Source organism: Nitriliruptor alkaliphilus DSM 45188 (assembly GCF_000969705.1).
In the GTDB taxonomy this organism is placed as follows: domain Bacteria; phylum Actinomycetota; class Nitriliruptoria; order Nitriliruptorales; family Nitriliruptoraceae; genus Nitriliruptor; species Nitriliruptor alkaliphilus.
This window is the reverse complement of sequence record NZ_KQ033901.1, coordinates 1,261,047-1,273,917: the sequence shown is the minus strand read 5'-3', so window position 1 is coordinate 1,273,917 and position 12,871 is coordinate 1,261,047. Positions and strand designations below refer to the sequence as shown.

Below are 12,871 nucleotides of genomic sequence, written 5' to 3'. Positions count from 1 at the left end.
CGTGACCACCGAACTGCGGCGACCTGCCACCGAACCTGCCGAACGACGACCGGCTCCGTCCGTGGGCGCTGCCTCGCGGCGCCTCGCCTCCATGCTCCTCGGCTCGACGCTGATCGTCGCCGGCCTGCTGCTCGCCGGCTTCCTCTGGTCGGACACGCTCGTCCACGTCGACGAGTCCACCACGACGCACGACGCCGTCCCGCGGGTCGTCCTCGACCTGACGGCCGATGGGAACGTCGAGGTGCGGGTCCACGACGCGGACGAGATCGTCGTCGAGCAGCGGATCGAGCGGACCATCGGGGGTGTCGACGCCTCGCAGGAGGTGGTCGACGATGCGCTCGAACTGCGTTCCCAGCGCTGCGGTTGGGTCAGCGGGCCACTGATCCGGTGCTCGGTCTCGTTCGTCGTGACGGTGCCGTCGACCACCTCGGTGGTCGGTGAGCTCCGCCACGGATCGATCGCGCTCATCGGCCTCGAGGGTGACGCGGACCTACGGACCGGGCACGGGAACATCGACGCCACCGACGTCGGAGGACCGCTGACACTGCGTTCGAGGCACGGCGGCGTCGCCGTCGCCGGCGCCCAGGACGCCCTGCTGGTCGAGACGAGCCACGGGTCGGTCACCGTCACCGACGTCGTCGGCCCGACCGACGTCTCGTCCCGACACGGCAGCCTCGTGATCGACGGGGCGGCGGGCCACCTGACCGCCGGCACCCAGCACGGCAGCATCGAGGCGACCCGGACGACCGGCGACGTGATCGCCCTGTCGAGCCGGCACGGATCGATCCATCTGCGGCCCACCGTCGCGCCCACGACCGCCGAGGTCAGCACCTCGCACGGGGACATCACGGTCGTCCTGCCGGCCGACGCCCCGCCCTACGCGATCACCACCAACGGTGGCGACCGGGCGGCCGACCTCGCGGTCGCGACCGACCCGGGAGCGGACCGACGGCTCGACCTACGGACCCGTCAGGGGCGCATCGAGGTGCGCTACGCCGCGTCGTGACGGGGGCTCGCCGCCGACAGACGGAGATGGTCGCGGGTCAGGGGTAGGGCTGCGTCGCCGCGGGTCGCCAGGACCTGGATGACACCGAGGTCACCCACCTCGAAGCCGACGACGGACCCGGCGAGGTAGGCCCGCCACACGCGCGCCGTGGTCTCCCCCACCAGCCGCACCGCCTCCTCGTAGGCGCCTTCGAGGTTGGCGACCCAGTGCTGCAGCGTCCGGGCGTAGTGCGGCCGCAGCTGTTCCACGTCCCGGATCTCGAACCCGCCCCGCTCGAGCAGACCGATCATGTGCCGTGCCGGTACGAGCGCGCCGTCGGGGAAGACGTAGCGTCCGACGAAGTTGTCGGGCTGGGCGCCGAGGTCGCGGATCTGGTCGCGCCGGCCCGTCGTGATCCCATGGTTGAGCAGACGCCCACCGTCGCGCAGGGTGTCGTACAGGGTGCGGACGTAGTTCGGGAGCTGATCGGCGCCGACGTGCTCGACCATGCCCACCGACGCGATGGCATCGAACCGTCCCCGCACGTCGCGGTAGTCGCAGAGCTCGATGCGGACCCGGTCGGCGAGTCCCGCCTCGGCGACACGCTCGCGCGCGAGGGTGGCCTGCTGCTCGGACAGCGTGACGCCGACCGCCTGGACGTCGTGATGGCGGGCGGCGTGGATGACCAGCGACCCCCACCCGCAACCGACGTCGAGGAGGCGCTCACCGGAACGCAGGTGGAGTTTGCGGCAGGCCAGTTCGAGCTTGCGACGCTGGGCGCGGTCGAGCACCGCCCGATCGGTGACCGACGCGTGACCGTCCTCGTCGGCGAAGTAGGCGCACGAGTACACCAGGTCCCGATCGAGGAACAGCCGGTACAGGTCGTTGCCGACGTCGTAGTGGTGGCGCACCGCGGCGGCGTCCCGGTCGGGATCGTGGCGTCGGCCGCTGAGCGCGATCCGCCCGCCGTCGAAGCGCTGCGGTGGCGGCGGCAGACGGACCAGCAGGCGAGCCAGCGCCAGGCGTTCGGGCAACGGCAGCCGCTCGCGGAACGCGGCGATGTCGCGGAGCGCAGCGACCATCGAGCCCTCGACGTCGACCCCGCCACCGACGTAGATCTCACCGGCCTGGAGGTCGCTCGGCGGGACGAGGGCGGCCCGGAGCGACCAGGGGTGGCAGAGCACCAGGCGGTACTCCCGGTCGACGCCGAGCTCGCGTCCGTCCCACAACCGGAGCGGCAGATCGTGACCGGCGGCGGCGAGCCGGGCACGCGTGCGGGCGACCGCGCTCGCGGCGCGGGCTGGCGACAGCTGCACGAACCCGGTCACATCCGGACCTTGACGCGGGATCTGCACATCGTCAAGGGCCCCGTGGCCGACCCGCGCGCACGTCGGCACGGCGCGCAGAACCGGGTTAGGTTGCTCGCCATGGACATCCGTCACCTCCTCTCTCCGCCGCAGCGCGCCTGACACCAGGCGCGTCGCCGGCCACCGTCCACCACGGTTGGCCTACCTCCGCGCGGGCTCCTCGAACGGCCTCGTCCGGCCTGCCCGCCACCTGTGCTGCGCGCCTCCTGCGATGGGAAGAGGTGCGCACATGCGTGCAGGAACGAACCTGTCCACGGCTCACCGTGGACTGCTCATGGTCGGTGCCGCGGCCGTGCTCTGGGGCACGTCAGGACTGACCGCGACCGTGGCCTACAGCCGCGGGATCCACCCACTGACCGTCAGCTCCTGGCGGATGGCCCTCGGCGCGATCGCGCTGCTGCCGCTGCTGCGCAGCGCACCGACGGTCGCCGCCCGACCCACCTGGGCCGATGCCCGGCGCCTCGCGGTGATCGGTGTCGGGCTGGCCGCCTACCAGGCCTGTTACTTCATCGCGGTCCAGCGCGCCGGGGTCAGCATCGCCACGCTGATCACCTTGGGATCCGCACCCGTCCTGGTGATCTGCGGCGAGCGGCTGCTGACGGGACGCCGGATCGCACCGGCGAGCGCAGCCGGGATCGTGATGGCCATCGCGGGCCTGGTGGCCCTCGTCGGGCTGCCGGCGGGAGGCGGTGACGACGTCTCGGTCGGCGCGGCGTTCGCTGCGCTGTCGGCCCTGGGCTACGCCGCGGTGACCCTGGCCGGCGGCACCCTCAGTACCCGGATGGGTGCGCAGCGCCTGACGGTGTTCGCCTTCCTCGTGGCCGCCGTCCTGCTGTTGCCGGTGACGGTGGCGACGGTGGGCATCGGCCTCGCCGGTGACCCCCTGGTCCTCGCCGCGATGCTCTACCTCGGCATCGTCCCGACCGCCCTGGCGTACCGGCTGTTCTTCACCGGCCTCCAGCGCATCACGGCGTCGGCCGCGGCGCTGCTGGTGCTGCTCGAGCCGCTGGTGGCGACCGGGTTGGCCGTACCGCTCGCGGGTGATCGGCTCACACCCGTCGGGTGGGTCGGCGCGGCGGTCCTGCTTCTGGCGGTCGTGGTGTCGACCCGCACACCTGCGCAGGTTCGGCCCGCGCCGTCCTCGCCGACACGGTCGTGATCAGCCGAGCGGTTCGGGTGTCGCCACCGCGGGCGGCGGGACGGCCGTGGGGCCGCGACCGAGCGGCCCCACGTGGGCCACGATCGCCGTCAGCAGGCCGAGGCCCATGACCGGGACGAACACCACGATCATCGCGCGCACGTCCGTGGTGAGGGCGACCACGAAGCCGAGGACGCCGACGTTCACGCCCCAGAAGATCACGTCGTCGACCATCGTCGCCGGTGAGACCCGGCGGGACAGGTGGACGACGAACGCGAGCAGCGCGTTGGTGGTGGCCCCGACCCCCATGAGGTGGATGAACGCGATCAGCTGGCCACGCGGGACCTGCATGAAGTCGCCGCCGGCCATCTGGATGACCACGAAGATGTAGACGATCGTCACACCGAGGAGCACACCGCCCGCAAGCGCGTGGCGCTCGGCACTCCGGGCAGCGACCGATGTGGTCCGCATGATCCCACCGAGCCGGGCGTAGAAGAACCCGAGCCCCACGATGGCGAAGACGATGCCGAGGCCGGCGACCTCGTCGAGCTCCGCCAGGGTGAACCCGAGCACCCACGCGAAGGCCAGGAACATCAACCCGACCTGGATGCGACCGGCACGCGTCACCCGAGGTTCGAGTCGGCCGCGCCGCAGTCCCCACTCGGCCAGCCCCATCGCCACCGGGATGATGAACCCGACCTCCATCGTCCCCGGGTGGGCGCCGAAGAACGAGGCGGGCACCCAGGTCCAGTCGAACGCGATCGCCAGCCCGTTGATCACACCGAACGTCCCGCCGATGACCGAGCTGGTCAGGCCGAGCAGCACGAACAGGTGCGGGACGCTGAGGGTGACCGACGGCGCCCGGCGGAAGGCCCACACGGCCGCGCCGATCAGCACCAGGAGCGTGGCTGTGCCCGCGACCGGCCGGAGCCCGCCGGTCGTGGTCGCGAAGGCCAGGACGTACGCGGCGATGGAGACCGGCGCCGCCCACGCCAGCACCCGAGCCGACCGTGCCGTCGTCGACGACTCCCCGGCACCGAACAGCCACAGCGTCACGCCGAGGATCGCGAGGGTCATCCACCCGAGGGTCCCACCGTGTAGGTGCGAGAGCAGCTGCTGACGACTGAACTCGACCAGATCGAGCCCGTTGAGGATCCCGATGACGATGGTGTAGGCGAAGATCACCAGCGCCACACGCAGCATCCACCGGACCTGTGGGTCGAGCGGATGACCGCCCGACCCCTGCCACCCTTCCCCGGTGCTCACGTTCGCCGACGTTGCCACGGTAGGCCCCTCTCGCCCACGTCCACTCACCGGTCGCGTGCGTCCGCCCATCCCCCCGTCACCAGTAAGACGCCGCGCCGGCCGGCTGTCAACCAGCGGGATCGGTGCCGGGGGTGGCTCCTGGTCCGGTCACCGCCCGGTGGTCACTGCCCGCGGCGCCAGCGGAAGTGGACGAAGATGCGGCCGTGGTTGTTGGCGTCCTTGTCGATCCGGTGGTAGCGGTCGCGCACGGCCTTGCTGTCGAGGAACCGCAGCACGCGCTTCTTCAGCGCGCCGCTGCCCTTGCCGGTGATGATCTCGAGTTCCTTGGCCTTGCGGCGCTCGGCCTCGTCCATCGCCTCACGCAGGGCAGCGTCGATGCGATCGCCCTGGTTGTAGATCGGGTGCAGGTCGAGGGTCAGCTTGCGTGACGACATGCTGCTCCTGCCTCGTGCGCGTGGCCGGACGTCGAGGGTACGACGGGGCTCGACCGCCGCCACGTGCGAAGCATCCGTCGCAACTCGTCGGGTCGACCGCGGACCCGGCCTAGTGTGAGCCGCCGAAGACGGTGAGGAACGCGGTGACCGTGTTGTTCGTCCCCAAGGAACGTGCTCCCGGCGAGCGCCGCGTCGCGGCGACCCCCGACGCGGTGCGACGGCTCGCCGGCGACGTCGAGGTCGTGCTCGAGGCGGGTGCCGGCCAGCAGGCGGGTACCAGCGACGACGACTACGTCGAGGCCGGTGCGAAGATCCACGACGGCCCGGCGCCGCCGGACGGCACCGACGTGGTCGTGCGGGTCGCACCCCCGACCCTCGACGAGGTCGGACGCCTGCCCGAGGGCGTCACGCTGCTGTCGCTGATCGCCCCTCACCGCAACCAGGACAGCGTCCGTGCACTCGCGCAGCGGCGGGTCACCACCGTCGCGATGGAGCTGGTGCCGCGGATCAGCCGGGCCCAGGCGATGGACGCGTTGTCGAGCCAGGCGAGCATCGCCGGGTACCGCGCGGTGATCGTCGCGGCACACGAGGCCGCCAAGCTCTTCCCGCTGTTCATGACGGCCGCAGGCACCATCCGTCCGGCGAACGTGGTGGTCCTCGGCGCCGGCGTCGCGGGCTTGCAGGCCGTGGCGACGGCCAGGCGGCTCGGCGCCGTGGTGTACGTCTCCGACATCCGCGAGGCCGCCCGTGAGGAGGTCGCCTCGCTCGGCGGGAAGTTCATCGAGGTCCCCGACGCCGAGGACCTGACCGGCGAGGGTGGCTACGCCAAGGAGGCCGGCGACGACTTCCTGGCCCGCCAGCGGGCGGTGCTCACCGAGCATCTGTCGTCCGCCCACGCCGTCATCACCACCGCGCAGATCCCGGGGCGCAAGGCACCCGAGCTGATCACCGCCGCGATGGTCGAGGCCATGCAGCCGGGCAGCGTCGTGATCGACCTGGCCGCGGCCGACGGCGGCAACTGCGCGCTGACCGACGCGGGCGGGGTGGTCGAGCACCAGGGGGTGCGGATCATCCCGGGCCAGCACCTGCCATCCGACATGGCCCCCGAGGCGAGCGCTCTGTACGCCCGCAACATCGCCGCGTTCCTGGGGCTGCTCCTCGACGACCACGGCGCGCTCCACCTCGACCTCGACGACGAGGTGGTCGCCGGTGCGCTGCTGACCCACGACGGCGAGGTCACCCACCCGCCGACCGCGACGCTCCTCGGAGGTGACGCCTGATGGGTCCGATGCTCGTGAGCCTCTACGTGTTCGTGCTCGCCGGGTTCCTCGGCTTCGAGCTGATCGGCAAGGTCCCGCCGACCCTGCACACGCCGCTGATGTCCGGCGCGAACGCCATGTCGGGCATCACCATCGCGGGCGCCCTGACGCTCGTGGTCGTCGCCGACCCACGGGTGAGCGTGCTGCTCGGCCTCGTCGCTCTGGTGCTGGCCACCATCAACGTGGTGGGTGGCTTCCTGGTGACCGACCGCATGCTCGCCACGTTCGGGGGCAAGCGATGAACGGCATCGAGGTCACCGAGGTCACCGCCGTCCTCGGCCTCGCCTCCATCGCGCTGTTCGTCGTCGGCCTCAAGCAGCTCTCGCGCATCCGCACGGCCCGCCGCGGGAACGCGCTGATGGCCGCCGGGATGCTGCTGGCGGTCGTGATCACCCTGATCGAGGTCGGCCGCGTCGACTACCGCTGGATCGTCACGGGCCTGGCGGTCGGCACCGCCGCCGGCGTGCTGATCGTCGTGCGCGCCAAGGCGACGTCGATGCCGCAGATCGTCGCCCGGTTCAACGGGTTCGGTGGTGCGTCCTCGGCCCTGGTGGCGCTCGCGCTGTTCTGGGGTCGCGTCGTGGAGACCGACGCCGGCCAGACCACCGCGACGGTGATCGGCGGCGCGTCGGCGGTCACCCTCGTGTTGTCGGTGGTCATCGGTGCCCTGACCCTCACCGGCAGCGTGCTGGCCGAACTCAAGCTGCACGGCACCGTCAGCGGCGCGCCACGCATCGCCGCCCGCGGCCCGCTCATGGGGCTGCTCGTCCTCGGTGGCCTGGCGGTCGGCGTCGTCGGCACCTTCGCGGTCACCGACGCCACACCAGCGATCGCCCTGGTGATCGGCATGCTCGTGGCGGCCATGCTCGCCGGGGTCGTACTGGTGCTGCCGATCGGTGGCGCCGACATGCCGGTCGTGATCAGCTTGCTCAACTCCCTGTCCGGCCTGGCCGCCGCGGCGACCGGGTTCGCGCTGGAGAACAACCTGCTCATCATGGCGGGCACGATCGTCGGCGCGGCCGGGCTGATCCTCACCCAGATCATGTGCCGAGCGATGAACCGCTCGCTGCTCAACGTCCTGGTCGGCGGCTACGGCGAAGGCGGCGGCGCCACCGGCGATCAGGAGTACGGGCACGTCATCTCGGGTGACGCCGAGGAAGCGGCGATGGTCCTCGAAGCGGCCGACTCGGTGATCATCGTCCCCGGCTACGGCCTGGCCGTCGCCCGTGCCCAGCAGGCCGTGAAAGAAGTCGCCCAGGCGTTGGCCGCCCACGGCGCGCAGGTGCGCTTCGGCATCCACCCGGTCGCCGGCCGGATGCCCGGCCACATGAACGTCGTGCTGGCCGAGGCCGAGGTGCCCTACGAGCAGCTCGTCGAGATGGACCAGATCAACGCCGACTTCGCCCAGACCGACGTGGTGATCGTGGTCGGCGCCAACGACGTGGTGAACCCGGCCGCGACCTCGGACCCGACCGGACCGCTCGGCGGCATGCCGATCCTGGAGGTCAGCAAGGCGCGCCGGATCTTCGTGATCAAGCGCAGCCTGTCGCCCGGGTACGCGGGTGTGAAGAACGAACTGTTCGAGCGCGACAACACCGTGATGCTGTTCGGCGACGCCAAGGCGGTCCTGGACGACCTCGCCTCCGAGCTGCACGCAGCCCTGCGGTAACCACCGTCTCCACGGTCGCGTGGACGGCTGGCACGGCGTCGGCCCTACCCTGCCGCCGGACCGCCACCGACGGGCAGGACCCCGCGTGACCGATGAGCCCATCCCCGATCCCTCGGCGGACTGGTTGCCGGACACGGTCGCGGTCCGGGCCGGGACCGAACGCAGCGCCTTCGGCGAGACCTCCGAGGCGCTGTTCGCCACCTCCGGCTACGTGTACGAGACGGCGGCCGAGGCGGCCGCCGCGTTCGCGGGCGAGTCCGACCGCTACATCTACAGCCGGCTCGGCAACCCGACCGTCTCGATGTTCGAGGAGCGGCTCCGCAGGCTCGAGGGTGCCGAGGGCGCCTGGGCCACCGCCAGCGGGATGGCGGCGGTGTTCAACGCCCTGGCCGCGACCCTGCGTGCCGGTGACCGGGTGGTCGCGGCGCGCGGCCTGTTCGGGTCGTGTTTCCAGATCCTCGACGAGATCCTGCCGCGGTGGGACGTCCGGACCGACTTCGTCGACGGTTCCGACCTCGGCCAGTGGGAGCGGGCGCTGGCGACCCCCGCCCAGGCGGTGTTCTTCGAGACCCCCTCGAACCCGATGCAGGAGCTGGTCGACATCGCCGCGGTGAGCGAACTCGCCCACGCCGCGGGGGCGCGGGTGATCGTCGACAACGTCTTCGCCACGCCGGTACTCCAGCGGCCGCTCGAACTCGGCGCGGACGTGGTCGTGTACTCGACGACCAAGCACCTCGACGGGCACGGCCGCACGATGGGCGGCGCGATCCTCGGCACGACCGAGTTCCTGCAGGAGGAGCTGCGTCCGCTGATGCGGCACACCGGCCCGGTCATGGCCCCGTTCAACGCCTGGGTGGTGCTCAAGAGCCTCGAGACGCTCGCCCTCCGGGTCGAGCGGCAGACCGCGTCCGCGCTGGCGCTGGCCGCCTGGCTCGAACAGCACCCTGCTGTCGAGGAAGTGCGCTACCCGATGCTGGCCTCGCACCCCCAGCACGAGCTCGCCGTCCGGCAGATGACCGGCGGCGGCTCCATCGTCACCTTCTGGGTCCCGGGGGGGACCGAGCGCGCCTTCGAGGTCATCGATCGGCTCGCGCTGATCGACATCTCCAACAACCTGGGCGACGCCAAGTCGCTGGTGACCCACCCGGCGACCACCACCCACCACCGCATCGGGCCCGAGGTCCGCGCCGAGATGGGCGTCACCGACGGCGTCATCCGCATCTCGGTCGGCCTCGAGGACCCGACGGACCTGCAGGCCGACCTCGACCAGGCCCTGTCGCGCTGAGCGTCCTCAGCCGCAGTCGAACTCGATCTCCACACCGTCCGAGGACGCCTCACCCGCGGTCCGGCCATCGCGAAGCGTGACCGTGCTGGTGCCGAGGGCGTACTCCTCGCCGCCGACGCTGGCGAAGACCGTGACCATGTCGTGGTCGTCGTAGCTGCCATCGCCACCCGCGTCTTCGTGGATGGCGATCCCGACGTACTCGAGATCCGCCTGTGTCTCCGGTGAGTCGCCGGTGCCGAGCAGGACCGTGCCGAAGTTGACGGCGAAGGTGTCCTCGGCCGCTTCGCAGCTACCACCGGTCAGCGACCACGTCCCACCCGAGGTGGTCACCGACGCCGTTGCGGAACCGCAGGAGAAGGTCACGACGGACATGCCGCGGACATCCCGGGGACCATCGGGACAATCGAGGTCCCCGGCAGCGGCTTCGCTACTGCCGTCGTCGCCGGCCTCGACGGGATCCTCGGCCGGCGCGTCCTCGGCGTCGGCGGTGGTGGCTGACTCCGGGTCCGGATCGGAGCCGGACCCCCCACAGCCGGCGAGCGCGAGGACGAGCGGAAGCACGACGAGAACGCGGGTCGGTGTGCGCATGCGAGAGCCCCTCGAGCGCCGTGACCGACCCGGTCGTGCGCCTCCCGCCGACGCGGTCGACATCGCCGGGGCCCTCGGGGGGAGGCGCTGCGTGATCGAGTCAACCACCCTGGAGGCGGATCCTTCGTGCCGCTGCTCGACGACCCGTCAGGCGCGCGGGAGGCTGTCGCTCCCGCGCGCCGACACGTCGCACCGCCACCGCACCGTCGCACCTCGGCGACGCCTGATCCATCAGGTGGTGACCTGGGTCCGCGGTGCGGGCCACGTCGTGGTGAGCGCGGGGTCGACCAGCGGTGGTTGGCTCGACCAGGGGAACTCGATCCAGCGGTCGGTCAGCTTCCACACGTACTCGCACCGGATGACCGAGTCCGGCTTCTGGTAGAGCACCGCCGTGCGGGCCTCGGCGACGCGGGCGACGCACAGGTCGTGCACGAGCTCCAGCGTGTGGCCCGTGTCGGCGACGTCGTCGGCGACCAGGACCTTGGCGCCCTTGGCCTCGTCGAGGTTCAAGAGCGGTGGCAGCACCACGGGCTCGTCGAGCCGCTGGTCGATACCGGTGTAGTACTCGACGTTCAGCACGAAGCACGGCTTGACCGACAGGGCGTAGGCCAGCGACGCCGCGACGACGAGACCGCCGCGCGCGATCGACAGCACGATGTCCGGCCGGTAGCCGTCGTCGACGACCTGCTGGGCGAGCTCACGCACCGCGACGCCGTACGTCGCCCAGTCCAGCACCTCGCGTTCGTCACCCACGTCGCGCTCCGTTCCGCTCGTCGTCGGTCGCAGCCTACGGGTGTTCACCGCAGGATCGACCGGGGCAGAACGCGAGCCTCGTTCGTCCCCAGGGCGGCGGACGGCGGCCTAGGGTCCGCCGCCATGCAGACCGCCGCCATCACCGCCGCCGTGTCCCTCGCCGCGATCGGGGTGTTCCAGCTCGCCCTCGCGCTCGGCGCGCCGCTCGGCCGTGCCGCCTGGGCCGGCCAGCACCCCGGCGTCCTCCCGCGCAACCTGCGGATCGCCAGCGCCGCAGCCGCGGTTCTCTACCCGTTGATGATCGTGCTGGTCCTCGCCTCAGCCGGGGTCATCGACGACGCCGCTGTCCCCGGCTCGGGCGTCGTGGCGATGTGGTTCCTCACCGCGTTCTTCGGGCTCGGGGTCCTGGCCAACGGCGCCTCCCGGTCACGGCCCGAGCGCATCTGGGCGCCGGTGTCGCTGGTCATCGCCGTGTGCTGCGCGATCGTCGCCACGAGCGCGTAGGGCGCGTCCCTGCGTCCCTGCGTCCACGCGTACCGCGCGGGGACGGACCGACCCATCCCGGACGCGACACAGGACCGAGGGCTACCTCGTCAGAGGGGTGTCGCCGCGCCAGGTCCGTGACGGAAGCCGCCGTCGCCGGGCGCGTCCATGGAGGACGTCCGTTGAGCACCCCCGCCGCAGCCCGCATCGCCTACGACCGCTTCGCCGCCGCCCTCCGGCCGCTGATCCGGATGCACACCGCGATCGACGAGGCGGGGCTCGACCAGCACGTCGTCGAACTCGTCCGCATCCGTGCATCCCAGCTCAACGGCTGCGCCTACTGCCTGCAGATGCACACCACCGACGCCCGTGCCGCCGGCGAGAGCGACGAGCGCCTCCACCTGCTGGCCGCGTGGCGGGAGGCCTCGGTGTTCGATGCCCGCGAGCGAGCTGCCCTGGCCATGACGGAGGCCGTCACCACCCTCGCCGGCGGGGTCCCGGACGACGTCCTCGACGCGTGCGACGCGGTGTTCAGCGACGACGAGGTCCATGCCCTGCTGTTCGCCGTCGTCGAGATCAACGCCTGGAACCGACTGAACGTCGCCAGCCGCAAGCCCCTGGGCGGGCCGGGAGCGGCCGCGTGACCGCCGTCGCCGACCAGCCGCCGGCGGGGCCCTCCGAGGCCGCTCGCCTCTGGGCCGACCACCGGCAGCAGGCGTTCGCGTTGGCCTACCGGATGCTCGGCTCGGTCAGCGATGCCGAGGACGTGCTGCAGGAGGCCTACCTCCGGCTCGAACGGACCGACGTGGCCGGGATCGACGAGCCGGGCGCCTGGCTCTCACGGATCGTCAGCCGGCTCTGCCTCGACCACCTGCGCTCCGCTCGCGTCCGTCGGGAGCGGTACGTCGGCCCCTGGCTACCCGAGCCGCTGATCGGAGCGGCCGACCCCGGGGACACCGTCGAACTCGCCGAGTCGCTCTCCACCGCGTTCCTCATCGTCCTCGAACGACTGTCCCCCGCGCAACGCGTCGCGTTCATCCTCCATGACGTCTTCGGTGAGGACTACGCCAGCATCGCCCGAGCCCTCGGTCGGACCGAGGTCGCGTGCCGCCTGTTGGTGGCCCGCGGCCGGGCCGCGACCCGCGACGGTCGACCACGCCGCGAGGAGGACCCACGCCTCGGTCACGCCGTCGCGACCGCCTTCCAGGCCGCCTGCATCGACGGGGACACCGGACGGCTCCTCGAACTGCTCGCACCGGACGTGGTCGTCCGAGCCGACGGAGGCGGACTCGTCTCCTCCGCGCGCCGTCCGATCCACGGCGCCGACCGAGCGGTCCGCCTCCTGCGCGGCATCTTCCGCAAGCGCGGTCTGCCCAGCGCTGCCGCGGCCGTCAACGGCGCTCCGGGACTCGTCATCACCGGCGTCGATGGTCGACCGGCGTGGGTCATGTCGGTGACGGTCGACGCCGGGAGGGTGGCCGCCTTGCACGTCGTCACCAACCCACAGAAGCTCGCCCACCTCGCCAACGTGCCGTTCGCGGTCACTCCCCACGCACCGGCGTGACACCGCCGGACGCTCCCCCC

The 12,871-nt window shown here is 71.9% G+C and carries 14 protein-coding genes; 9 read left to right on the top strand and 5 right to left on the bottom strand.

What is annotated here, in order from left to right:
* The first annotated feature begins 1 nt into the window (after nt 1).
* A complete protein-coding gene (locus tag NITAL_RS06000) occupies nt 2-1,006 on the top strand; it encodes a DUF4097 family beta strand repeat-containing protein (RefSeq protein WP_052665216.1) in 1,005 nt (334 codons plus the stop codon).
* Here NITAL_RS06000 and NITAL_RS05995 read toward each other — a convergent pair.
* Nucleotides 991-2,313: an SAM-dependent methyltransferase gene (locus NITAL_RS05995; protein ID WP_052665215.1), complete on the bottom strand. Its 1,323-nt coding sequence runs from the start codon at nt 2,311-2,313 to the stop codon at nt 991-993. The two genes, NITAL_RS06000 and NITAL_RS05995, sit on opposite strands and share 16 nt — an antisense overlap.
* A 268-nt stretch (nt 2,314-2,581) precedes the next feature.
* On the opposite strand from NITAL_RS05995, the gene NITAL_RS05990 reads away from it, so the two are divergent.
* A complete protein-coding gene (locus NITAL_RS05990; RefSeq protein WP_052665214.1) occupies nt 2,582-3,511 on the top strand; it encodes a DMT family transporter in 930 nt (309 codons plus the stop codon).
* Here the strand turns inward: NITAL_RS05990 and NITAL_RS05985 are convergent, their stop codons facing one another.
* Nucleotides 3,512-4,756, bottom strand: a complete 1,245-nt coding sequence (locus tag NITAL_RS05985; RefSeq protein ID WP_052665213.1) for a hypothetical protein — start codon at nt 4,754-4,756, stop codon at nt 3,512-3,514. It abuts the gene before it with no gap.
* A gap of 161 nt (nt 4,757-4,917) precedes the next feature.
* Nucleotides 4,918-5,190 (bottom strand): Smr/MutS family protein, encoded by a 273-nt coding sequence (locus NITAL_RS05980; RefSeq protein WP_052669482.1) that lies wholly within the window; start codon nt 5,188-5,190, stop codon nt 4,918-4,920.
* A gap of 143 nt (nt 5,191-5,333) precedes the next feature.
* Here NITAL_RS05980 and NITAL_RS05975 point away from each other — a divergent pair, with 143 nt between their 5' ends.
* From NITAL_RS05975 to NITAL_RS05960, 4 genes are all read left to right on the top strand, one after another.
* A complete protein-coding gene (locus NITAL_RS05975; RefSeq protein WP_052665212.1) occupies nt 5,334-6,470 on the top strand; it encodes a Re/Si-specific NAD(P)(+) transhydrogenase subunit alpha in 1,137 nt (378 codons plus the stop codon).
* Nucleotides 6,470-6,751, top strand: coding sequence for an NAD(P) transhydrogenase subunit alpha part 2 (locus NITAL_RS05970; RefSeq protein ID WP_052665211.1), 282 nt, complete (start codon nt 6,470-6,472; stop codon nt 6,749-6,751). Before NITAL_RS05975 ends, NITAL_RS05970 begins: the two co-directional genes overlap by 1 nt.
* Nucleotides 6,748-8,178 (top strand): NAD(P)(+) transhydrogenase (Re/Si-specific) subunit beta, encoded by a 1,431-nt coding sequence (locus NITAL_RS05965; RefSeq protein ID WP_052665210.1) that lies wholly within the window; start codon nt 6,748-6,750, stop codon nt 8,176-8,178. Before NITAL_RS05970 ends, NITAL_RS05965 begins: the two co-directional genes overlap by 4 nt.
* A gap of 85 nt (nt 8,179-8,263) precedes the next feature.
* Nucleotides 8,264-9,463 (top strand): O-succinylhomoserine sulfhydrylase, encoded by a 1,200-nt coding sequence (locus NITAL_RS05960; RefSeq protein ID WP_052665209.1) that lies wholly within the window; start codon nt 8,264-8,266, stop codon nt 9,461-9,463.
* A 6-nt stretch (nt 9,464-9,469) separates the two neighbouring features.
* On the opposite strand, the gene NITAL_RS05955 is transcribed toward NITAL_RS05960, so the two are convergent.
* Nucleotides 9,470-10,051: a hypothetical protein gene (locus tag NITAL_RS05955; RefSeq protein WP_052665208.1), complete on the bottom strand. Its 582-nt coding sequence runs from the start codon at nt 10,049-10,051 to the stop codon at nt 9,470-9,472.
* 231 nt (nt 10,052-10,282) lie between these two features.
* Nucleotides 10,283-10,804 carry a phosphoribosyltransferase gene (locus tag NITAL_RS05950; protein ID WP_052665207.1) on the bottom strand — a complete coding sequence of 174 codons (522 nt, stop codon included), beginning with the start codon at nt 10,802-10,804 and terminating at the stop codon, nt 10,283-10,285.
* A gap of 123 nt (nt 10,805-10,927) precedes the next feature.
* Here NITAL_RS05950 and NITAL_RS05945 point away from each other — a divergent pair, with 123 nt between their 5' ends.
* From NITAL_RS05945 to sigJ, 3 genes are all read left to right on the top strand, one after another.
* Nucleotides 10,928-11,308: a hypothetical protein gene (locus tag NITAL_RS05945; protein ID WP_052665206.1), complete on the top strand. Its 381-nt coding sequence runs from the start codon at nt 10,928-10,930 to the stop codon at nt 11,306-11,308.
* 161 nt (nt 11,309-11,469) lie between these two features.
* Nucleotides 11,470-11,931, top strand: coding sequence for a carboxymuconolactone decarboxylase family protein (locus NITAL_RS05940; RefSeq protein WP_211262230.1), 462 nt, complete (start codon nt 11,470-11,472; stop codon nt 11,929-11,931).
* On the top strand, nt 11,928-12,851 hold the full coding sequence (gene sigJ, locus NITAL_RS05935) for an RNA polymerase sigma factor SigJ (protein WP_083441269.1): 924 nt from the start codon (nt 11,928-11,930) through the stop codon (nt 12,849-12,851). The genes NITAL_RS05940 and sigJ overlap by 4 nt, the downstream gene beginning before the upstream one ends.
* Nucleotides 12,852-12,871 lie beyond the last annotated feature (20 nt).